22 protein-coding genes are annotated in these 21,322 nt (G+C 53.5%); all 22 read right to left on the bottom strand.

All coding sequences use genetic code 11. The features are described 5' to 3' along the window. Positions 1–85: 85 nt before the first annotated feature. Positions 86–469: a TIGR02530 family flagellar biosynthesis protein gene (locus MJA45_RS12180; protein ID WP_315607520.1), complete on the bottom strand. Its 384-nt coding sequence runs from the start codon at positions 467–469 to the stop codon at positions 86–88. Then, the gene (flgD, locus tag MJA45_RS12175; RefSeq protein ID WP_315607519.1) at positions 466–915 is read right to left on the bottom strand and encodes a flagellar hook assembly protein FlgD; all 450 of its coding nucleotides are present in this window, start codon (positions 913–915) and stop codon (positions 466–468) included. The genes MJA45_RS12180 and flgD overlap by 4 nt, the downstream gene beginning before the upstream one ends. Positions 916–958: 43 nt before the next feature. Then, positions 959–2,212 carry a flagellar hook-length control protein FliK gene (locus MJA45_RS12170; RefSeq protein ID WP_315607518.1) on the bottom strand — a complete coding sequence of 418 codons (1,254 nt, stop codon included), beginning with the start codon at positions 2,210–2,212 and terminating at the stop codon, positions 959–961. 245 nt (positions 2,213–2,457) lie between these two features. Then, positions 2,458–3,357, bottom strand: a complete 900-nt coding sequence (locus MJA45_RS12165) for a MotE family protein (RefSeq protein ID WP_315607517.1) — start codon at positions 3,355–3,357, stop codon at positions 2,458–2,460. Positions 3,358–3,388: 31 nt separating this feature from the next. Further along, complete coding sequence (gene fliJ / locus MJA45_RS12160; RefSeq protein WP_315607516.1) at positions 3,389–3,832, bottom strand: flagellar export protein FliJ; 444 nt, start codon at positions 3,830–3,832, stop codon at positions 3,389–3,391. A 6-nt stretch (positions 3,833–3,838) separates the two neighbouring features. Next, on the bottom strand, positions 3,839–5,161 hold the full coding sequence (fliI, locus tag MJA45_RS12155) for a flagellar protein export ATPase FliI (protein ID WP_315607515.1): 1,323 nt from the start codon (positions 5,159–5,161) through the stop codon (positions 3,839–3,841). Beyond that, the gene (locus tag MJA45_RS12150) at positions 5,145–5,996 is read right to left on the bottom strand and encodes a FliH/SctL family protein (RefSeq protein ID WP_315607514.1); all 852 of its coding nucleotides are present in this window, start codon (positions 5,994–5,996) and stop codon (positions 5,145–5,147) included. The genes fliI and MJA45_RS12150 overlap by 17 nt, the downstream gene beginning before the upstream one ends. Beyond that, entirely contained in the window at positions 5,989–7,005 is a 1,017-nt protein-coding gene (gene fliG / locus MJA45_RS12145) for a flagellar motor switch protein FliG (RefSeq protein WP_315607513.1), read from the bottom strand. The genes MJA45_RS12150 and fliG overlap by 8 nt, the downstream gene beginning before the upstream one ends. A gap of 14 nt (positions 7,006–7,019) precedes the next feature. Next, entirely contained in the window at positions 7,020–8,594 is a 1,575-nt protein-coding gene (gene fliF, locus MJA45_RS12140; RefSeq protein WP_315607512.1) for a flagellar basal-body MS-ring/collar protein FliF, read from the bottom strand. 42 nt (positions 8,595–8,636) lie between these two features. Further along, entirely contained in the window at positions 8,637–8,942 is a 306-nt protein-coding gene (gene fliE / locus MJA45_RS12135) for a flagellar hook-basal body complex protein FliE (protein ID WP_315607511.1), read from the bottom strand. A 28-nt stretch (positions 8,943–8,970) separates the two neighbouring features. Continuing rightward, positions 8,971–9,420: a flagellar basal body rod protein FlgC gene (flgC, locus tag MJA45_RS12130; RefSeq protein WP_315607510.1), complete on the bottom strand. Its 450-nt coding sequence runs from the start codon at positions 9,418–9,420 to the stop codon at positions 8,971–8,973. Between the two features lie 5 nt (positions 9,421–9,425). Beyond that, on the bottom strand, positions 9,426–9,833 hold the full coding sequence (flgB, locus tag MJA45_RS12125) for a flagellar basal body rod protein FlgB (RefSeq protein ID WP_315607509.1): 408 nt from the start codon (positions 9,831–9,833) through the stop codon (positions 9,426–9,428). A 275-nt stretch (positions 9,834–10,108) separates the two neighbouring features. Next, the gene (gene codY / locus MJA45_RS12120; protein ID WP_315607508.1) at positions 10,109–10,858 is read right to left on the bottom strand and encodes a GTP-sensing pleiotropic transcriptional regulator CodY; all 750 of its coding nucleotides are present in this window, start codon (positions 10,856–10,858) and stop codon (positions 10,109–10,111) included. 27 nt (positions 10,859–10,885) lie between these two features. After that, positions 10,886–12,280 carry an ATP-dependent protease ATPase subunit HslU gene (gene hslU / locus MJA45_RS12115; RefSeq protein WP_315607507.1) on the bottom strand — a complete coding sequence of 465 codons (1,395 nt, stop codon included), beginning with the start codon at positions 12,278–12,280 and terminating at the stop codon, positions 10,886–10,888. Between the two features lie 62 nt (positions 12,281–12,342). Next, a complete protein-coding gene (gene hslV / locus MJA45_RS12110) occupies positions 12,343–12,885 on the bottom strand; it encodes an ATP-dependent protease subunit HslV (protein ID WP_315607506.1) in 543 nt (180 codons plus the stop codon). 25 nt (positions 12,886–12,910) lie between these two features. Beyond that, complete coding sequence (gene xerC, locus MJA45_RS12105; RefSeq protein WP_407083154.1) at positions 12,911–13,813, bottom strand: tyrosine recombinase XerC; 903 nt, start codon at positions 13,811–13,813, stop codon at positions 12,911–12,913. Positions 13,814–13,928: 115 nt separating this feature from the next. After that, complete coding sequence (trmFO, locus tag MJA45_RS12100; protein ID WP_315607505.1) at positions 13,929–15,257, bottom strand: FADH(2)-oxidizing methylenetetrahydrofolate--tRNA-(uracil(54)-C(5))-methyltransferase TrmFO; 1,329 nt, start codon at positions 15,255–15,257, stop codon at positions 13,929–13,931. Positions 15,258–15,333: 76 nt separating this feature from the next. Next, a complete protein-coding gene (gene topA, locus MJA45_RS12095; RefSeq protein ID WP_315607504.1) occupies positions 15,334–17,424 on the bottom strand; it encodes a type I DNA topoisomerase in 2,091 nt (696 codons plus the stop codon). Positions 17,425–17,448: 24 nt separating this feature from the next. After that, positions 17,449–18,540 carry a DNA-processing protein DprA gene (gene dprA / locus MJA45_RS12090; protein ID WP_315607503.1) on the bottom strand — a complete coding sequence of 364 codons (1,092 nt, stop codon included), beginning with the start codon at positions 18,538–18,540 and terminating at the stop codon, positions 17,449–17,451. Between the two features lie 85 nt (positions 18,541–18,625). Further along, the gene (gene sucD, locus MJA45_RS12085) at positions 18,626–19,558 is read right to left on the bottom strand and encodes a succinate--CoA ligase subunit alpha (protein ID WP_315607502.1); all 933 of its coding nucleotides are present in this window, start codon (positions 19,556–19,558) and stop codon (positions 18,626–18,628) included. A 33-nt stretch (positions 19,559–19,591) separates the two neighbouring features. Further along, a complete protein-coding gene (sucC, locus tag MJA45_RS12080) occupies positions 19,592–20,758 on the bottom strand; it encodes an ADP-forming succinate--CoA ligase subunit beta (RefSeq protein WP_315607501.1) in 1,167 nt (388 codons plus the stop codon). Between the two features lie 329 nt (positions 20,759–21,087). After that, on the bottom strand, positions 21,088–21,321 hold the full coding sequence (locus MJA45_RS12075) for a hypothetical protein (protein ID WP_315607500.1): 234 nt from the start codon (positions 21,319–21,321) through the stop codon (positions 21,088–21,090). Between the last annotated feature and the right edge of the window lies 1 nt (position 21,322).

The following is a 21,322-nucleotide window of genomic DNA, read 5'->3' as shown; positions in this document are numbered from 1 at the left end:
GTTCCTCCTAATAAATAAAGTAATGGAATCGGCTGCTTCAATCGGTCCGCAGCCGCCGGCTTCCGGGTAGGGCCAGCCGGGTTCTTTAGCTCACCACAATGGCACTGTCAATTTGGGTAAAAACATTGTCTTTCATCGTCGCTCCGTCCAGAGCCGTCACGATGGTTCGGTTCGGAACGTTCACGATCAGCGCCATGTCATTCATCAGGACAAGGGAGTCTTTGGCGCCTTTGGCTGCCGCCTTGTCGATGGCACTTTGAATTTTGGTCAATTGTTCGGGCTGAAGCTGAATTCCTCTCTGCTGCAGCCTGACCTCCGCATGATGACTCAGCTTCATTTGACTGCTGAGGAGCTTGTCGAAGGATGTCGGGTTATCGCTGCGACCGGAGGAAGACGCCGTTTGCTTCGGCTGAATTCCCGGCTTTGGCGGGTGGGGATACAGTTGACCTATGGAGATGCGTCCTGTCATGGAGCCACCCCTTCAGCATTCCAAATTTTGGTTAGGCGGTCAATAGGAATCTCTTCTCCTTGTATATGCGCATACTGGAGGCCCTCTTTAATGGAGAGCGCTTCGACAATCCCTGATTTTGTGACCTTTTTCCCATCGGTGTCCATCGTTTCCCAGTTAACCGATTTTCCTATTAGTTCAGGAGACAAGCTGAAGGATTGACGCAGCATTTTCATTTCATTGGCCATGTTGGTGAGCTGTTCCACCGACGTGAATTGGGCCATCTGGGCGATAAATTCCTTGTCCTCCAGAGGCTTGCTGGGATCCTGATTTTTGAGCTGGGTAATCAAGATTTTGAGAAAGTCATCTTTCCCCAGGTTATTGCTTTTGGCCTTGGCCGCACCGTTGTCAATATTGGTTTTGGAATAATAAGGCCAAACGTTGTTGGTTCCCGTCACATTGGACATGTTGACACCTCCTGTCCGTGAGTATCCTTCTGGTATAGAAGAATTAGGCGGTTGTATCGACGGTAGCTCCGAAAGCCTGCTGCCGGATATTCATCAGCTGCGAAATTTCCTTTGCATAATCTTCCTCCGTGAGCTCGGCTTCTATCGTCCGCTCCCGGTTTTTCCGGGTAAACTGCTGGGAGGACTGCTGCTGGCGCTGGTCCTGGAACATTCCCGAGGCAAGCGAGGAAGCTTGAGCCACTTCCAATCTTTCCACCTGAATGCCTTGGTTTTGGAGATTCAGGCGAAGCTGCGAAAGCTGGCTTTCGATCATCTCTTTGCCCAGAACGGATTGTGCCGCAAAATGGGCGATAACCTGGCCGTTATGGACGCTGATCTTCACTTCCACCTTGCCCAGATTTTCCGGGGTCAAAGTCAAGCTGGCTTCCGACATCCCGTTGAGAGGATTCACGTTAAAGCTTTTCATGACCAGCTGGGTCATTTCTCTTGCAAAGCTTTGAGCGCTCACCGGCTGGTTCTTGAAGGTCTCTTGAGGAACAGTCTTCAGAAAATCCTGCACCGTGACCGGTGCGAACTCCGGCAGGTCATGATCCGCCGGTACCATACCATCCGGAATCGGTGCCCCCTCCGGCTTAAGCTGCTGAACCATTCTTTCCCTTACTCCGCTCTTAAGAGCCAGAACCTCCAGTTTGGTCAACGGTTTAGTCTGTGGCGGAAGAGCGGGTCCGGATTCCTTCTGGTCTTCATTAAGCGGCTGGGCGAAAAGAACAGCTGCCGCCTTCTCTCCTGCGGACCGGGGCTTGCCCTCTGCCCTTCTGCTTTCTTGAGCGTCTGCAGCAGTCGAAATCGCCTTGTCCAGCGCCAACCTAATCCCCTGCTCTGTTTGACTGCTTGCTGCCGTCCCGCCAACCGGGTTCAACACCCGGCTCATGGTGGAAGCCACCAAGGGCTGCAGAGTCGAGGCCAGCTGCTGAAGCAGTTCGCTCCCCGGCTCCTTCTTAAAGGCCTTTAGAAAAGTGCTGAGAATGTCTCCTTCTTCTGCTGAAGGCGTCCCATCTGCTACAGTCTCTCCCTCTTGGGAAATCCCCTGTGCGGCTTGTCCTTCCCCGGTGGAACCCGAGGAGGATGGGAGCAGTCCCATGCCGGCTAGCAGGTCTTTGGCCTGAGCCAGCCAACTTGTCCATTCGGCCGCAGCCTGTGCACTTGCCCCATTCCCTAGCTGTCCGAGGAGGGATGCCATATTTTCCGGATCGGGATTAGAAGCTTGATCTACAGGTGCGGGAAGCATAAGACTCATCCATGCGGCCGGGAGCCCTTGAAGTAGTGCATCCCAAGCCAGTTCCTCCCCAAAAGGGTCGGCTGCCTTCTTGTCTCCGCCCCCCAGTTTCTCGTTTAAAGCTGAAAAGAAAGAGACAGGACTCCCCGGCTCGGCGGTGGTCTGTCCGGCGGAGGAAGGTAACTTTGTCTGGGCAGTCGGGAGAGCGGTATTTGTCATGCTAATATCCATGCTTATTCACCTCCTCTCCAAGTTCAATTCTGATGTTACGAGCCCAGCTTGCTGGTGATTTTAGCCGCCGTGTCCTTATTCGCATCGGCAAGGGCCGACATGATCTTGGAGCGTGCCTGGGTGTCCGTTGCGGTTAAAATATCCAGTACCTTGGTGGGGTTGACGGCATACATTTCCACGAGAACGGCTGCGGCACTTTTCGGCGTCATGTTGGAGAAGGTTTGACCCAAATCCGTAGTCGTCAGCTTCTGACCTGCCTTCGCTGAATTGTCATTCAGTTGAATTCTTTCCTGAAGGGCTGCTATCTCCCGGTCCTTGACCGGTGTCAGGTCTTTCAGATAGATAGAGGCTTCCGCCGCTTTTTTCGGATCCATCTTCTCCAATATTTTGACCCGGTCGTCCGGCTTCATTTCGCTGAACAGGAGCACCTGCTCCTTCAACGTTAAGTTTTCCATGATAGGTGCGGCCTTGGAAGGATTCATCTTGGTGTACATGGAGGCGGTCTGCTGAATTTGAGCATGATACTCTTCATCGGTTTTGGCTTTACTCTTCAGCTGCTCCTCGAGCTGGGCGACTTTGGCTTGGAGGTCTTTAATCGTCTGGTCCTTCTGCAGGAACAGCTCGTCGGACTTCTTGAGCTCGTTGTCTTTCTCACCCAGCTTCGCGGTTAAGTCCGCTACCGTCTTGTCCTGGGCTTTGGCCTGTTCCGCCGGCTTCTCCCCACTCCCGGATAACGCGCCCGCCGCCGGATCAGGAACAAGCTTGCTCACAACCGGAACGCGGTTGGCGGCTTTCAGCAGGCTGTCCTTGACGTCATAATCAAACAGTGTCAGGAGGACGACGATCAGCACAAGAACAAAGACGATCGGAACGAGAAACCAGTATAAGAATCGTTCAAATGCGCTTAACTCCGGCTTGTCCATTTCCGTTTCCAATGTCTACTCCCCCTTTCCGGATGTTTATCGGCTATGACGGCTGCTTGTGACGCGACACGGACATTTCGTCCAACGCTTCCTGGTCCTTTTTGAGAAGAGCAGCCGTAAAATGAAGCTTGGCCTTCTCCCTTGCTTTGGACCAAACCTTCTCTTCTCTCATTTTGGCGGTAAGGTTGCTCTGCTTATCTTCGACATTGATTTGCGCCGCCCGGACAGCGGCATTCTTGTTAAGGATCTGATGGTCGATGTGATCGAGATATTTCTGATAAAGCATCAGCTCGGATACCGTGGTCCGGTTGGCCGCAGCCGAAACGAGCGTTTCCTGTACTTCCGATTTGTGATGCTTAAGATCGGAAAGCTGATCTTCTTCGACCCGCAGGTCATTTACCGCAGAGGAGAGAATCCATTCCGCTTGGGTTTTCTCATTGGTTTTCAAATCCACTATCTTCTGAAAGGAATAGCGAAACCGCGACACTCAGGATCAACCTCCGTTAAATTCGGCCAAGAGCCGCTCTTGAGCTTCCAAATAATTGACCTTCTCATCGGTTCTCTGGCGGGTAAAAGCCCAAATGGATTGAATGTATTGCAGGGAAGCATCAATTTCTGCATTGGAGCCTCTCTGGTACGCCCCAATATTAATGAGGTCTTCCGAATCTTTATAAATAGAAAGCATTCGTTTTAGAAAATTGGCGGCATCCTGCTGCTCCCGGGGAACAATTTCCTTCATCACCCGGCTGACGCTTGACAGAACCTCGATAGCCGGATAATGCCCCTTGTTGGCCAGGCTCCGGTCAAGCACGATATGCCCGTCCAGGATTCCCCGCACCGCATCGGCTATGGGCTCGTTCATGTCGTCTCCATCCACGAGTACGGTATAAAAAGCGGTGATGGACCCTTTGGGTCCGGTCCCGGAACGCTCCAGCAGCTTGGGGAGCGTGGCGAAAACGGACGGCGTGTATCCCCTTGTAGCGGGAGGTTCTCCGACCGCAAGACCGACTTCACGCTGGGCCATGGCATAGCGGGTGACGGAATCCATCATAAGCATGACGTTCAAGCCTTTGTCCCGGAAATACTCCGCAATGCTTGTTGCAATAAGCGCTCCTTTGATCCGGATAAGGGCGGGCTGATCGGAGGTAGCCACGATGACGACGGAACGGGCCAAGCCTTCCGGCCCCAAATCCCGCTCGATAAAATCCAGCACCTCCCGCCCCCTCTCTCCGATCAAGGCGATGACATTGACATCGGCGGATGTGTTGCGGGCAATCATCCCGAGCAGGGTGCTCTTGCCGACGCCGGACCCCGCGAAGATTCCTACGCGCTGTCCTTTGCCGATGGTTAGGAGACCGTCGATGCAGCGCACCCCGACGCTTATGGGTTCGAGAACCCTCGGCCTCTTCAGGGGATTGCCGGGCGCATTATGCGTCGAATAATGAGTCATCTGAGCCGGAAGGACGCTGCCGTCAAGCGGCTGGCCGAGACCGTCGAGCACTTGTCCGAGAAGCTCATGCCCCACTTGAACGGTGAGGGGCTTCCCCGTACTGACCACCTCACACCCCGGTCCGATGGAATGCAGCTCTCCAAGGGGCATCAGGATGACCTTGTTGTTGCGAAATCCGACCACTTCAGCCTTGATGGGCTTGTCCGATTTGTAAGGGTAGATGTGGCACACATCGCCTACGCTCGCATCAGGTCCTTCGGATTCTACCGTGAGCCCGATCACCTGTGTGACTTTCCCATTGACCACCACCGGATCCAGCCTTCTTAACTCCTCGGCATACTTGGAAAAATCAGGAAAGTTCGTCATGATCCGTGCCTGCCTCGCTGCGGAGTGCGATCTGCCGCAGGGTTTCTTTGATTTGCTGCAGCTGGGTATCGATTCGGGCGTCCATGCTGCCAAAATCGGTCCGGATCACGCAGCCTTCATCCGAAACCGTGGCATCCGGCACAATCTGAAGCTCCGCCTGGGAATCCATGACCATCTCGAATTCCTCCCTTGCCTCCTTGAAGAAGGTAAAATGCTTGGGAGCGACACACAGGGTGACGATGCCTTTGTCTCTTTTTCGGGCAAGCTGGCTGCGGGTCAGGTCCAGAATCCAATCCGGCGATAAGGATAGCTGCTTCTGGATGATTTTTTCGGCGATCGACGTACTTAACTCGATAAGGAACGGCTCCGCTTCGCGAATGATTTGCCTTTTGCGTTCATAGGCTTGAGCCAGCACCGTCTGGGCTTCCTGGATGCTATCGGCATATTCCTCACGCACGCTCTGCCGTGCCTGCTCCAATCCGGCCTGGTAGCCGGCCTCAAAGCCCCGGCTCTTCGCTTCTTCCTGCTCCTGCTCGTCGGATTGCCTTCTCTCCTCCCACCAGCTGCGAATGTCAGCCTCGGTTTCCTCCCGCAGTCGCTGCGCTTCCGCCGCCGCTTGCCGCATGGTCGCTTCCGCCATCTCTTCGGCATCCTTCAGAATTTGATCCCGGGTTCCATACACCCGATCGAGCTCATCCTGACGCGCTGCCGTTTCCTCTTCCGAAAGTACCGTTCGGGAAGTAGCTTGAAGCTTGCGGGCGAGCAGCTGCAAATGGTCGATGATCTTGGAATCCTCGAGCGAAACATAATAATTCGGCTTGATCAAGTTAGACAATGATATCGTCTCCTCCACCGCGTGCAATGATGATCTCTCCGGACTCTTCTAGGCGGCGAATGGTGGAAACGATGCGGGTTTGGGCTTCTTCCACATCACGCAGCCGAACCGGTCCCATATACTCCATTTCTTCTTTGAAGGTTTCGGACATGCGCTTCGACATATTCCGGAAAATGACTTCCCGGACCTCTTCGCTCGCCACCTTGAGGGCCAGCTGGAGATCGGCATTCTCGATATCCCGGATGATCCGTTGAATGGACCGATTGTCGATGTTGACGATATCCTCAAAGACAAACATTCTCTTCTTAATCTCTTCAGCGAGCTCGGGATCCTGGATCTCCAAGGAATCGAGAATGGTCCGTTCGGTCCCCCGGTCGACCCCGTTAAGAATCTGAACGATCGCTTCGATTCCGCCTGCCGAAGTGTAATCCTGGGTAACGGTCGCGGAAAGCTTCTGCTCCAGAACCCTCTCGACCTGGCTGATAATTTCAGGAGACGTGCTGTCCATCAGGGCGATTCGCTTCGCGACCTCCGCCTGCTTCTCCTGAGGCAGGGAGGACAAGATCATAGAGGCTTGATCCGCCTGCAGATAGGAAAGCACGAGAGCGATGGTCTGCGAATTCTCGTTCTGGATGAAGTTAAGGATTTGAGCCGGATCGGCTTTGCGGGCAAAATCAAACGGACGAACCTGCAGGGTCGCGGTCAGCCGGTTGATAATGTCCATCGCCTTTTGGGCACCGAGCGCTTTCTCCAGAATTTCTTTGGCGTAATGGATCCCGCCCTGGGAAATGTATTCCTGCGCCATACAGATTTGGTGAAACTCGGTCAGGATCGCATCTTTCTCGGAGGAATCCACCTTCCGGACGTTGGCGATTTCCAACGTGAGCTGCTCGATTTCTTCATCCCGTAAATGCTTGAAGATTTGGGCCGAAACCTCAGGACCTAAACTGATAAGCAGAATAGCGGCCTTCTGGCGGCCGGATAAGCCTTGCTGAATGCCTTTAACCAACCCCGTACAACCTCCTATTCATCCACAAGCCAGGTGCGCAGCAGGTTGACGAATTCCTCAGGCTTCTTCTTCGCAAGGGTCTCGAGCTGTTTACGCACTTGATTGTCGTTGGTCACACTTTCCAAATCCACTGTCGGATATTCGATTGCCGACGAAGCGGGCAGATCGTTCTCCTCTTCGGCCGATCTCCTTCTGCGGGAGAGGAAGAATCCTCCTGCTCCGGCTAGAGCAAGGGCAGCCAATCCAATGCCTCCAAGCAGATACCAGTTGGTCGGATTAGGAACATCCGTATTCGCCGGTCCGGCAAAAGCATGGTTGAATACCGTTACTTTCTTGAGCAGGTCTTCATCGGTGTAGGTTTTGCCATTATTGGCAAGCGTCGAGCTGATGACGTTGGCTAATAGCTGCTTTATGGCATCCGTTGTGTCGGGAGTGAGACTCGCGGAATTTGTTTTTTCCGGTGGTTCGACCCCGACGGAAATGGTTAAATCATTAATAACGAATGGATTGGAATCAATTTCCTCATTGAGCTGATTGACTTCGTAATTGATAATATTCTGCACTTCTTCCGACGTGGACTTCCCTGAGCTGCTGGCTCCGGGGTAGTTAGGCACGTCGGTTTGACCTGTTCCCGGCGTTCCTCCCGTCGTGCCGCCATCGCTGCTGTACGATTTCTGAATCTCTTGAACGCTGCGCTCAATCCCCTTCTGATCGATGACCGGAGAGTACGTTTGACGGGTACTGTGCTTCTTGTCAAAGTTGATGCTAGCGGTCACCATAGGAATAACCTTGCCGGGGCCCAGAATCCCGCCCAGAATGCGGGAAACGTTCTTCTGGATATCCTGCTCCAACTGCTTCTTGATCTGGAACTGGCTCGCCGCCAAGGTGGAGGCCGTGGCCGCACCGTTCGACTTGGAGTAAGGGAGGAGCTCCCCGTTCTGCTCCGAGATGGTGATGTTATCGACCGGCAGGTTCTTGATGCTCTTGGAGACCAGGCTGTACATCGTATCGATTTTCTGCTGGTCGAGCTCGTAGCCCGGCTTGATTTGCAGAACGACGGCTGCGGAGGATTGCTCGGCTTCCTTGCCCGGTGTCACGAACACCGATTTCTCGGGCATCGTAATCATAACCTTCGAGCCGGCCACCGGTTCGAACGAATTCAGCATCTGCTGAAGCTCGCCCTGGACCATCGAAAGCTTCTTGACTCCCCACTCGTTGTCGGTGCTTCCGAACGGGCTGTCTTTCAAAGACTCGTACCCGATGGACCCGTTCTTGTTCAGCCCCTGGGAGACGACATTGATCTTCACGTCCGCCACCTGGCTGCGGGGAACGGAAATTTCTTTCCCGTCCGGACTCAAAATGTAAGGGATCTTCGAACTATCTAAGTACTTGGTAATGCCAGCCGCATCATTGGGCTGAAGATCGGTAAACGCCAGCGCATATTCGGTTTTGGAAAAATAATAAATGAGCCATGGTATGGATACGGCTAACAGAAGGACGGTTGCCAGCAAGGTCATCTTCTGTGTTTTGGTATAACTGGCCCAGAATTGTTTGGCCCGATTCCAGTACTGAAGAATCGACTCGTTCACTATGTCACCCCATCTAAACAAGCAATAAATGATTACGTTCCATTACATTTGCATTCTCATCATTTCCTGGTAGGCTTCGATCACTTTATTGCGTGCTTGGACGGTAAACTCCAACCCCAGTGACACTTTCTCGGCTGCGATCATGACTTGATGAACGTCGGTTACTTCCCCTTTGATAAACTTCTCGTTCAGCTGGTCCGCCTGCTGCTCCTGAACCGAAAGCTTCGTTAACGCCTCGTTCAGATAAGAACCAAACTGCTTCGTCAACTCCGCTGCAGAGCCCTGGGCTACCGGTTTAGGTGCGAGGGCTGCCAGGTTAGCGGCTTTCAACCCCACTTGTTCGATCATATCCACTCTACCTCTCTAGTCTGGTAATCTATTTACCAATCTCCAAAGCCTTCATCATCATCGATTTGGAAGCGTTCAGTGCCGTTACGTTCGCTTCGTAGGACCGGGTGGCGGACATCATGTCGACCATCTCTTTCAACACGTCCACATTCGGCATTTGCACATATCCATTCTCATCCGCGTCGGGATGGGTGGGATTGTAGACAAGCTTGTTTGGAGCCGTATCCTCGAAAATGCGGGTAACCTTCACGCCTTCTCCCCCCGCCTGTCCCATTGCGTTTTGAAGGTATTGGGAGAAAGGGGCGGCCGCCTTAGGTTCCATGGTGACCAGCTTGCGCTGATAAGGCACCCATTTGCCGTCGACCATACGTCCCCGGGTCGTTTCGGCATTGGCGATATTCGATGAGATGACATCCATTCTGAGCCGCTGGGCCGTTAAGGCCGATGAGCTAATGTCAAAGCCGGTATTCAGTCGCATCGCTCTTATTTCCCTCCGTTAAGCGCCGTTCTGAAATGCTTGAACTCCGTATTCATCTGCTGGATCATCACATTGTAGCGAAGCTGGTTTTTGGCCAGGAGGGACATTTCCGTGTCGATATCCACGTTGTTGTTATTGTTGTTAATCACGGATTGCTCATCCAGTTTAATCTGGGGCTTTGTTCCTTCGTCGGATTGGCCTATGGCGAAATGTCTCGAATTGGTTCTTTGGCCCTGTATGCCGACTAGTCCGTTGGTTTCGTTCTGAAGCATCTCTTCGAAGCTGACATCCGACCTTTTGAAGTATGGAGTGTCGACATTTGCGATATTGTTCGCAATGACATTCTGCCGAAGGCTTGCCGCATCCAGGGAGCGCTCCAGCAGGCTAAATCCAGGTTTATTAAGCATTATCATCATCTAACCTCCCTGTTTTTGGTAGTAGGTACTTAAATCATATTCCACGTCAAAATGGATAATCCTTCTTCATTCGACAAAAATTTCGTCGTTGTCATATTTTAGAACTACGTTCTCTATATTGGATGGTTTGCCCAATTAGTACAATGAGAAATTAGTGCTATCTTTCAGAAAATGAGAAGAAATATCCTAAAAAAAGGAAGAACCCGAGCCGAGTATCAAAAATTGATAGTCGTCCTCAGGTTCTTCCTTCCTACTTCCTATGCAGTTATGTCTTATACCTTGGTCTTATCCAGCCCTTGGATAAGCTGGTCGTTCAAGATTTTGATATAGGTCCCCTTCATACCGAGGGATCGGGTTTCGATCACACCGGCACTTTCCAGCTTGCGCAGGGCATTTACGATAACGGAACGGGTAATGCCTACCCGGTCGGCGATTTTGCTTGCGACCAAGAGCCCTTCCTGTCCCTTCAGCTCCTCGAAAATATGCTCCACGGCCTCCAGCTCGCTGTAGGAAAGAGAACTGACCGCGACCTGGACGATCGCCTTGCTGCGGATTTCCAATCCGCTCTCCTCGGCCTTCTCGCGTAAAATCTCCATCCCCACAATCGTGGAGCCGTACTCGGCCAGAATCAGATCGTCATCCTCGAACGGCTTTTCGTCCCTTGTTAGGACCAAGGTGCCCACCCGGTCTCCCGCTCCCGTTATGGGAACGACGGTGACCACCGCATCCTCAAACAACCGGTGAACCGGGTCCGCCGAATTGGAATCCGTTTCTTCGATTTTGAGCAGATGGCCGTTGTAATCCTCCGGGATTCTGCGGTCCTGAACGATCATTTGATCAAGCTCGGCCGAATAGTCTCCGGTCATGGAGCATCCAAGTATCTTTCCTCTGCGGCTGACCACATAGATGTTGGCGTCAATAATATCCCGCAGAACCTGAGACATCTCCATAAAATTGACGGACCGCCCGGCAGCCTTCTGAAGCAGCCGGTTCAGCTGTCTCGTTTTCGTTAATAAGCTCATGTTTGCTTACTGCCCCCTACGCATTCCCTATAAAATGTACTGGCTCAAATCCCGGTTCTTGGCGATCTCCACCAGCTTCTCCCTCACGTATTCCGGTGTGATAACAAAACGGTCCAGCGTGATATCCGGAGCTTCGAAGGAGAGATCCTCCAGCAGCTTCTCCAGCACCGTATGCAGCCGCCGCGCGCCGATGTTGTCCGTATTCTGGTTAACCTCGGCCGCTATGCGGGCCACCTCCTGTATGGCTTCCTCCGAGAACTCTACCGTAATCCCTTCCGTTTCCAGCAGGGCGGTATACTGCTTCGTCAGGGCGTTCTTGGGTTCCTTCAGGATCATCTCAAAATCCGCTTGGGTCAAATTGTTCAGCTCGACACGAATAGGAAACCGTCCTTGCAGCTCCGGGATCAAATCCGAAGGCTTGCTCGTGTGAAAAGCCCCTGCGGCGATAAAAAGGATATAGTCGGTATGAACGGGACCATACTTGGTCGTAATGGTGGACCCTTCCACAATAGGAAGAATGTCCCTTTGTACTCCCTCCCGTGAGACATCAGGGCCATTGGCTCTTCCTGCACTAGCCACTTTGTCGATTTCATCGATGAAAATGATCCCCGACTGTTCGGCGCGCTTCAGCGATTCCTGGATGACTTCATCCATGTCCATCAGCTTCTGGGCCTCTTCATGGGTCAAGACTTCCCGCGCTTCCTTGATAGTCAGCTTGCGGCGCTTCTTCTTCTTCGGCATCATGCTGCCGAGAATTTCCTGCATGTTCATGCCCATCTGGTCGTTCCCCTGACCCGATAGCATATCGAGCATGTTAGGGGCGTTGTCTTCGACCTCGATTTCCACCGTTTCGTTCTCCAGCTCCCCCTTGGCCAGTCTCTCCAGAAGGTCCTTACGCTTGGCCTGAATGCCCGGATCGGGAGCCGGCTCTTCCTGCGCTCCCTGATTCTGGCCGCCGAAGATCATCTCGAACGGGTTGCGCTGCGACTTGGGAGGGACCGCCGATGGCGCCAGAATGGCAGCGATCCGTTCGTTTGCGGCTTTCTCCGCCTTGTCCTTCAGCTTCTCGGTCTTCTCAGCCTTTACCATCCGGATCGACGTCTCGACCAGGTCGCGCACCATCGATTCGACATCCCGGCCCACATACCCGACCTCGGTGAATTTGGTCGCTTCGACCTTAACGAACGGAGCTTGCACCAATTTGGCCAAACGGCGGGCGATTTCCGTTTTCCCTACCCCGGTCGGACCGATCATCAAAATATTTTTGGGAACGATCTCATCCCGTAGGGCTTCATCAAGCTGGTTCCTTCGATACCGGTTGCGCAAAGCCACCGCTACCGACTTCTTCGCTTTTCCTTGCCCGATAATGTATTTGTCCAACTCCGCTACGATTTGTCTTGGAGTTAATGCAGCATGATTCATGGCGGTCCCTCCTTATCGATCTATAGCCTTTACAGCGAACGGCTCTACGGATAGGAGCCGGGTTACTCGATTTCTTCCACGATAATATTGTGATTGGTATATACACAAATGTCGGCAGCCGTCTCCAGCGCCGCTCTTGCGATTTCCTTAGCCTCCAGGTGCGGGGCATACCGGTGCATCGCCCGGCCGGCGGCCAGCGCAAAGCTGCCTCCGGAGCCTATGGCGAGAATGCCGTCATCCGGCTCGATAATCTCCCCGTTACCGGAGATGAGCAGCAAACCCGAGGAATCCATGACGATCATCATGGCCTCCAGTTTGCGAAGAACCCGGTCTGACCTCCATTCCTTGGCCAGCTCCACGGCGGCCCGCTGCAAATTCCCGTGGTGTTCTTCGAGCTTGCCCTCGAATTTCTCGAAAAGCGTAATAGCATCAGCAACCGAGCCGGCAAAACCGGCGACTACCTTGCCGCGGTACAGCCTCCGCACTTTTTTGGCCGAGCTTTTCATAACCATGCTGTTGCCAAACGTCACTTGACCGTCTCCGGCAATCGCTCCCTTGCCGTTATGACGGATGGCGAATATTGTCGTCGCGTGGAAATCGCCCATCGTATACCCCTTTCCCCTCTTAAGGCTAAGCCCTGGGATGGGCTTGATTATAAACCGATTGCAGATGATCCTTCGTCACATGCGTGTAGATTTGCGTAGTCGAGAGATTCACGTGCCCGAGCAGCTCCTGCACCGTCCTCAAATCCGCCCCGGCCTCCAGCATGTGGGTCGCGAAAGAATGACGAAACGTATGAGGACTGATCCTCTGATGGCCGGCAAGAGAATCCAGATACTTGTCAAGCACCCGGCGAACACTCCGGTCGCTTAATCGGGTGCCCGTATAATTAAGAAACAGCGCTTGTTCTTCTCTGCCTTGCAGCAGAGAAGCCCGGCCTTCTTGTACATACAGCCGGATCGCTTCAACTGCCGGATCCCCTAGAGGAACATAGCGCTCCTTCGAGCCCTTCCCGCGGACAAGCGCGATACCGGCCGGCATGTCTATAGACTGAATATTCAGACTTACAAGTTCGCTGACACGCATCCCGCTTGCATAGAGAGCCTCCATGAGCGCTCCATCCCTCTGGCCGAGCGGAGTGGAACGGTCAGGAGCTTCCAGCAGCGAGATCATTTCATTCGTATACATGAATTTCGGCAGCCTTTTGTCCTGCTTCGGCGTTCGAATGTACGTAAAAGGACTGACGTCCACCTCCCCCTCCCTTACCAGGTACTGATAGAAAGACCGGAGGGCGGAAAGCTTGCGGCTTACACTCTTCTTGGCGTACTCTTGCTCATTCAACAAGGCCAGGTAGGTTCTGACATTCAAATAAGAAACCTGCTTGAAGTCGTCCAGCTGCCTCTCCTCCAGAAAGGCCGTGAATTGATGCAGGTCCTTGGCATAGTTTTCTATGGTGTGCTCCGAGGCATTCCGCTCCGAAGCGAGATAGCGCAAAAAACCGTCGATCCAATGCTCATTGATCAATAGGAACACACTCCATTCGGTGGAAATGGAAGGGATTGGCCGGTTCAAAGCAAGCTTATCGTATCACAGCAAGCATTTCCCTTACAAGTCAAACCCATGCCGGAGTACGATCCCCATCGCCATCCTACTTATTGATACTATGCGGCAGGGAGGAAGCAAAATGCCGGATCGAGTCCAGAGCTCTTTCGGCTAGCTTCTCGTTTTTGGCCTTCTTGTTGCGGATCCGTTCGGACAGCGGCGGGAACAGGCCAAAATTCGCGTTCATCGGCTGGAAATTGGTAAACTCCGCGTGCGTAATGTAGGCGGCCATTCCACCGAGTGCCGTTTCCTCCGGCAAGGTGACCGGCTCGAGACCTAGAGCAAGACGCCCTGCGTTAAGTCCCGCGATAAGCCCGGATGCCGCAGACTCCACGTACCCTTCCACTCCCGTCATCTGACCGGCAAAGAACAGGTTATCCCTTCCTTTAAACTGGTACGTCTGATTCAGCAGCTTAGGAGAATTGATAAACGTATTCCGATGCATAACGCCGTACCGGACGAACTCCGCATTCTCGAGCCCGGGGATCATGGAGAAGACTCTCTTCTGCTCTCCCCATTTCAGGTGCGTCTGGAAGCCGACCAAGTTATATAAGGTACCGGCGGCGTTATCCTGCCGAAGCTGAACGACCGCATAAGGAAGCTCTCCCGTGTGCGGGTTCACCAGCCCAACCGGCTTCAACGGACCGAACAACAGCGTCTGACGGCCGCGGGAGGCCATGATTTCCACCGGCATGCAGCCCTCAAAATAAATTTCCTTCTCAAACTCCTTAACCGGAGCTACCTCGGCGCTGATCAGGGCATCGAGAAAGGCGTTGTATTCTTCCTCGGACATGGGACAATTCAGATAAGCGGCTTCTCCCTTGTCATAACGGGATGCCAGGTAGACCTTGTTCATGTCGATGGAATCCTTCTCCACAATAGGAGCGGCCGCATCGTAGAAATACAGGTACTCCTCTCCCATTAGGCTCTTCAGGTGCTCGGAAAGCGCAGGAGAGGTAAGGGGCCCCGATGCAACTACCGTAATGCCTTCCGGCAGCTCGGTCAGCTCCTCGTTCTTCACTTCGATCAAGGGATGGTTTCTTAAGGTTGAAGTAATTTCTCCCGAAAACAAATCCCGGTCCACGGCCAGGGCTCCTCCTGCCGGAACCGCATGCTTGTCCGCGCTAGCCAGGATGAGGGAATCCATGATTCTCATTTCTTCCTTCAGGACGCCTACTGCATTGGACAGCCCGTTCGCCCTAAGCGAATTGCTGCAGACGAGCTCAGCGAACTTGTCTGATATATGGGCCGGTGTTTTGCGGACCGGACGCATTTCATACAGGGTAACCGGAACGCCTTGACGGGCGATTTGCCAGGCGGCTTCGCTTCCCGCCAACCCCGCCCCGATAACGGTAACTTTCTGTGGTGCTGACACTGGAACTCCCTCCAAATTCTGTTCTACAAATTCGAAAACTAAGCCCCCGCCTGCGGGAACTTAGTTTCCATCGTCTTTATTCGGCCGCTTCTTCCTGCGGCTCTTCTTTGAAGTCGCATTCCACGCATTGGATGACCGGACCGTTCTTCGTGTTCTTCTGGATCAGCATGGCCCCGCAGTTGGGACAAGGACGGTCGACCGGACGGTCCCACGAAACGAAATCACAAGCCGGGTACTGGTCGCAGCCGAAGAAGATCCGGCCTTTCTTGCTCCGCCGCTCGACAATTTTGCCTTCCTTGCACTTCGGACAGGTAACCCCTATGTCCTTCACAATCGGCTTCGTATTCCGGCACTCCGGAAAGCCGGAGCAGGCGAGGAACTTGCCGAAGCGGCCCATTTTATAAACAAGCGGATTGCCGCACTTCTCGCAAATCTCGTCGGAAACCTCGTCTTGGATCTCGATTTCCTTCATTTCTTCCTCCGCGACCTCAAGCCGCTTCTCGAAGGAGCTGTAGAAGGAATCCAGCACCTTCACCCAATTCTCTTTGCCTTCCTCCACGTGGTCAAGCTCTTCTTCCATATGGGCGGTAAACTCGACATCGAGAATTTCCGGGAAAAACTCTTCCATCAGCTGGATGACGAGCTCCCCGAGTTCCGTCGGCACGAACTTCTTCTCTTCGAGTGCCACATAACCCCGCTTCTGGATCGTTTCCAGCGTAGGGGCATACGTACTCGGGCGTCCGATGCCCATCTCCTCAAGCGCTCTTACGAGCCGTGCCTCCGTATAACGGGGAGGAGGCTGCGTGAAATGCTGCTTCGGTTCAATGTCTTCCTTCTTGACTTTATCTCCCTGGGCCATGATCGGCAGAAGCCGGTCTTCCTCGGTCGTGCCGTCATCATTGCCCTCAATATAGACCTTCATAAAACCCGGGAACTTCACTTGCGAACCGACAGCCCGGAACACGTGATCGTTGGCATGAAGATCCACCGTAACCGTATCGAGGACAGCCGAAGCCATCTGGCTCGCTACGAAACGCTCCCAGACAAGCTTGTACAGCCTTAGCTGATCTCGGGACAAGTACTCCTTCAGCTGATCCGGCTCCCGAAGAACGGAGCTTGGCCGGACCGCTTCGTGCGCATCCTGGGCGTTTGCCGCCTTCTTCGAGTAGTTGCGGGGCGTTTCCGGAACGTAATCGGCTCCGAACTTCTCCGTAATAAACTGTTTGGCTTCCTCTTGAGCGACCGGCGAGATCCGGGTGGAGTCGGTACGCATGTAGGTGATAAGACCGACGGTCCCTTCCTTGCCGAGGTCGATGCCCTCATACAGCTGTTGGGCCACGGACATGGTTTTGGCCGCCCGGAAATTTAGCTTGCGTGCCGCTTCCTGCTGCAAGGTACTTGTGATGAAGGGCGCGGAAGGGTTCCGGTGCCGTTCCTTCTCCTTGACCGTGCTGACCACAAAGTCCGCCTTCTTAAGGTCGGACAGGATAACATCGACTTCTTCCTTGTTTCCGAGTTCCCTTTTTTCTCCCGCGGTTCCATGATATTTCGCTTCAAAAGTAGCTTTGGCCGCCGCCAGCTTGGCGGTAATGGACCAGTATTCCTCCGGAACGAATTCCTTGATTTCGTTCTCCCGGTCATTGATGAGCTTAACGGCAACCGATTGAACGCGGCCGGCGGATAAGCCCTTTTTGACCTTCTTCCAGAGGAGCGGGCTGATTTTGTACCCGACCAGTCGATCCAGAATCCGCCGCGCTTGCTGCGCGTTCACAAGATCTATATTGATCGGCCGAGGGTTCTTGAAGGCGTCCTTGACGGCCTGCTTGGTGATTTCGTTAAAAACCACCCGGCAGGAGTCCGTGTTCTGGACCTCCAGGTAATGGGCCAAATGCCAGGCTATGGCCTCCCCTTCACGGTCAGGGTCAGCCGCCAGATAGATTTTTTTGACTTTCTTGCTCGCATCCTTCAATTCCTTCAGGACGGAACCTTTGCCGCGGATCGTTATATATTTAGGTTCAAAGTTGTTGGTCACTTCTACGCCGATCTGGCTTTTGGGAAGGTCTCGTATGTGGCCCATGGAAGCCTTTACGATATACTTGCTGCCTAAATATTTGCCGATAGTTTTCGCTTTGGCGGGTGATTCTACTATGACTAACGAATCGGCCATTGGTACCGACCTCCCTCAAAATTTCTATATCACGACGTACGCTGCGCCCGGCAGCGGCTTGATCTTTTTTTTCAAAGTTAAAGATAACAGAATTGTATGCAAATGTCCAAAATTTGTTTGGCTTTGCTCCAAAATGCTGTCCAACGTTTGGGGCTCATGAGACAGAAGATTCCAGATCGCTTCTTCCTCCGAGGTGAGTTCGGCCGCCTGAAGAGGCTCTTTATCGCCTTCCCAGGAGAGACCGGAAACCCTTCCCGCATACTCCTGCCAGATGTCCTCCGGCTCCGTCACCAGCTTCGCTCCCTGCTTGATCAGGGACATAGCACCCAGGCTTTTTGGTGAGGTGATAGGCCCGGGAACCGCAAAAACATCGCGCGATTCCTCCAATGCTTGATCGGCGGTAATCAACGACCCGCTGCGAAGGGCGGCCTCTACCACTATCGTTCCCCAACTAAGCCCCGCTATAATCCGGTTGCGAAGCGGAAAGAGACCGGGCTTGGCGGAGGTGCCTGGCGGGAATTCCGACAAAAGAAGTCCTTTTTCCCCGATCTCCGCATAGATCGCTCTATTCTCCGGCGGGTACAGGACATCCACTCCGCAGCCCAGCATGGCTATGGTGCCCCCCTTCTCACTTACTGCCCCGCGGTGGGCGGAGGTATCGATTCCGCGGGCCATCCCGCTGACGATGCAGAAGCCCGCCCGGGCCATAGCTCGGGCTAAATCCTCCGCAACCTTGCGGCCGTAAGGCGTAGGGACCCGGGTACCCACCATCGCAAGGCATGGCCGTTCCAAAAGCCGGAAGTTCCCGATTCCGTACAGCACCCAAGGGGGCTGAGAGGTTTGCTTAAGCAGAGCGGGATAGGACGGATCATACAGCGTGACGACTTGAATCCCCTTCTCCTGGTACTTCTCCTCCCAAGCTTCGCCTCCGCTGTCGCGTAAAGCCGACAAAATCTTCTCTCCCAGGGGAAGCGGAATGTCCAGACGGGTTAAGTCGCCGGCTTCCAAGCTTGCAAGCATGCTTAGGTCCGGCAAGCCGCTGACCAGCTTCAGAATGGTCTTCCAGCCTACCTGCTTGATCTCATTCAAGGCGAGCAATGCCGTTCGATTGTCCATCCTCATCCCTCTTTCTTCTATATATAATAAAAAAACCTTCCAGTTCCCGGAGGAATTGGAAGGTTGCTTACCTTCTGGGTGGTGCTTATTTTTTGGTGATGCACTTGTCGAGCAGGCCTTTTTCTTCCAGCACGCTTACCAGCGTGGAGCCCATCTCGGACGGAGTCGGAGCTACCTTGATTCCGCAGCGCTCCAGAGTAGCTACTTTCTCCGCAGCCGTTCCTTTGCCTCCGGAGATAATGGCACCCGCATGGCCCATGCGCTTGCCGGCCGGAGCCGTCTTGCCGCCGATGAAGCCGACAACCGGCTTCGTCATGTTGGCTTCGATCCACTCGGCTGCTTCTTCTTCCGCCGTACCGCCGATCTCCCCGATCATGATAACAGCGTAAGTATCCGGGTCTTCATTGAACATCTTCAGGATGTCGATGAACTCGGAGCCTTTAACCGGGTCTCCGCCGATACCAACGGCAGAGGATTGGCCGATGCCGCGCGTCGTCAGCTGATGAACGGCTTCGTAAGTAAGGGTTCCGCTGCGGGAAACGACCCCAACGTGACCTGGGGCGTGGATATAGCCCGGCATGATGCCGATCTTGGATTCGCCTGGCGTAATAACGCCCGGGCAGTTAGGCCCGATCAGGACAGTGCGCTTGCCTTCCATATAACGGCTTACCTTCACCATATCCAGAACCGGAATGCCTTCGGTGATACAGATGACTAGATCAAGATCCGCGTCTACGGCTTCCATGATTGCTTCCGCCGCGAACGGAGGGGCCACGTAGATAACCGACGCGTTGGCGCCCGTTTCTTTAACGGCATCCGCTACCGTATTGAAGACGGGAAGGGAAACCGTCGAGCCGTTCTCCAGGTCGAAATCCACCTTGGTGCCGCCTTTACCGGGAGTAACCCCGCCTACCATTTGAGTACCGTAGTCCAGTCCGCCCTTTGTGTGGAACATTCCGGTCTTGCCCGTCATTCCTTGGGTGATGACCTTCGTATTTTTGTTGATCAAAATACTCATCGTATGTTCACATCCTTTACCAATTATCCAGAATTAAACGTTCTTTACTTGCTCAACGATCTTCTGAGCGCCGTCCGCCATCGAATCCGCTGCAATGATGTTAAGCCCGGACTCGTTAAGAATCTTTTTGCCCAGGTCGACATTCGTTCCTTCGAGACGAACGACGAGGGGCTTGTTCAAGCCAAGCTGTTTAGCGGCTTCCACGACACCGTTCGCGATAAAGTCACAGCGCATGATTCCGCCGAAGATGTTAACGAAGATCCCTTTAACTTTAGGATCGGAAAGAATGATTTTGAAGGCTTCGGTAACCTTCTCCGTCGTCGCACCGCCCCCTACATCAAGGAAGTTGGCCGGTTCGCCGCCGTAGTATTTGATAATATCCATCGTAGCCATGGCTAGACCCGCGCCGTTAACCATACACCCAATGTTTCCGTCCAGGGCAATGTAGCTCAGGTCGAATTTGGAAGCTTCGATTTCTTTCTCGTCTTCCTCGGTCAGGTCGCGAAGCTCAAGGATGTCTTTATGACGATAGAGGGCGTTAGAGTCGAAGTTCAGCTTGGCGTCGAGAGCCATTACATTGCCGTCGCCCGTTACCACGAGAGGGTTGATTTCCGCGATGGAGCAGTCTTTGTCCACAAAAGCGGTGTAAAGAGCCAGCATGAACTGAGCCGCTTTGTTTACAAGCGCGTTCGGGATGTTGATGGCGTAAGCCAAACGGCGGGCTTGGAAAGCCTGCAGCCCGACAGCCGGATCGATCACTTCTTTGAAGATTTTCTCAGGGGAATGCTCGGCGACCTCTTCGATCTCCGTTCCGCCTTCTTCGGAAGCCATCATGACGACACGGCCGGTGGCACGGTCAACGACAACCCCTACGTAATATTCTTTCTTGATGTCGCAGCCCTGCTCGATCAAGAGACGCTTGACTTCCTTGCCTTCCGGACCCGTTTGGTGGGTAACCAGAACCTTGCCGAGAATTTCCTGGGCGTATGTACGCACTTCGTCCAGGTTTTTGGCGACTTTAACACCGCCGGCTTTTCCCCGTCCGCCTGCATGGATTTGCGCCTTGACGACAACTACCTGAGTGCCGAGTTCCTTAGCCGCTTCAACCGCTTCATCCACGGTGAAAGCCACTTTGCCATTGGGAACGACGACTCCATATTGTCTCAGGACTTCTTTGCCTTGATACTCATGGATATTCATTCTCGAATCCTCCTATCAGCATTTCTGTATGTTTAGCCTAAGCTTCACAAACAATGGGTCACCGAAATAGGCATAACCGTATAAACCCGTTCCTCGGATCTCCAGTCACACCGCTCGACAAGCCTCATCTATTGTACCACGTTTTCTGTCACGTTTCCTCTTTTTTAACACGAAAATAACATTTTGCTTTCCCTGCTGTGCGGAACCGCTCGGAATAAGGCGTTTTTTCTTATTGTTCAGGAAATAATTGCATTTCCCTGGCTGCGGCCGGACATAGAAACAGCGCCTATTTTCTATACGAAAAAGGCGCGTTTCGAGTTCAGAGCCGGTCAGCGTCTCGGCTCCCGCTCCGCCTGCTTGATGAATCGCAGCTCGTTGCCTTCGAAGCCGCATACCTGGCACTGGATAACCGCCTCCGGCTCGTGAACGAGCTCCGGCTCCATCCTCTCGACGACCTCTCCGGTTACCGCATCCTTGTAGAAAGGCTGGGTGTACGTGATGACCTGCTTGAATTTGTACCGGTTGGACCGGCAGCTAGGACAATAATACGGCTGGTTGTTCATT

The sequence above is a fragment of the Paenibacillus aurantius genome (genome assembly GCF_032268605.1).
Lineage (GTDB): Bacteria > Bacillota > Bacilli > Paenibacillales > NBRC-103111 > Paenibacillus_AO > Paenibacillus_AO aurantius.
This window is presented reverse-complemented; position numbering and strand designations above follow the sequence as displayed.

What these genes read in the sequence shown, in the direction of transcription:
- MJA45_RS12075 (WP_315607500.1), bottom strand. Translation starts at nt 21,321, where the DNA reads ATGAACAACCAGCCGTATTATTGTCCTAGCTGCCGGTCCAACCGGTAC.
- flgD (WP_315607519.1), bottom strand. Translation starts at nt 915, where the DNA reads ATGTCCAATGTGACGGGAACCAACAACGTTTGGCCTTATTATTCCAAA.
- sucC (WP_315607501.1), bottom strand. Translation starts at nt 20,758, where the DNA reads ATGAATATCCATGAGTATCAAGGCAAAGAAGTCCTGAGACAATATGGA.
- fliI (WP_315607515.1), bottom strand. Translation starts at nt 5,161, where the DNA reads ATGACGAACTTTCCTGATTTTTCCAAGTATGCCGAGGAGTTAAGAAGG.
- topA (WP_315607504.1), bottom strand. Translation starts at nt 17,424, where the DNA reads ATGGCCGATTCGTTAGTCATAGTAGAATCACCCGCCAAAGCGAAAACT.
- fliE (WP_315607511.1), bottom strand. Translation starts at nt 8,942, where the DNA reads ATGATCGAACAAGTGGGGTTGAAAGCCGCTAACCTGGCAGCCCTCGCA.
- MJA45_RS12180 (WP_315607520.1), bottom strand. Translation starts at nt 469, where the DNA reads ATGACAGGACGCATCTCCATAGGTCAACTGTATCCCCACCCGCCAAAG.
- flgB (WP_315607509.1), bottom strand. Translation starts at nt 9,833, where the DNA reads ATGATAATGCTTAATAAACCTGGATTTAGCCTGCTGGAGCGCTCCCTG.
- hslV (WP_315607506.1), bottom strand. Translation starts at nt 12,885, where the DNA reads ATGGGCGATTTCCACGCGACGACAATATTCGCCATCCGTCATAACGGC.
- codY (WP_315607508.1), bottom strand. Translation starts at nt 10,858, where the DNA reads ATGAGCTTATTAACGAAAACGAGACAGCTGAACCGGCTGCTTCAGAAG.
- MJA45_RS12170 (WP_315607518.1), bottom strand. Translation starts at nt 2,212, where the DNA reads ATGAGTCTTATGCTTCCCGCACCTGTAGATCAAGCTTCTAATCCCGAT.
- dprA (WP_315607503.1), bottom strand. Translation starts at nt 18,540, where the DNA reads ATGGACAATCGAACGGCATTGCTCGCCTTGAATGAGATCAAGCAGGTA.
- sucD (WP_315607502.1), bottom strand. Translation starts at nt 19,558, where the DNA reads ATGAGTATTTTGATCAACAAAAATACGAAGGTCATCACCCAAGGAATG.
- flgC (WP_315607510.1), bottom strand. Translation starts at nt 9,420, where the DNA reads ATGCGACTGAATACCGGCTTTGACATTAGCTCATCGGCCTTAACGGCC.
- hslU (WP_315607507.1), bottom strand. Translation starts at nt 12,280, where the DNA reads ATGAATCATGCTGCATTAACTCCAAGACAAATCGTAGCGGAGTTGGAC.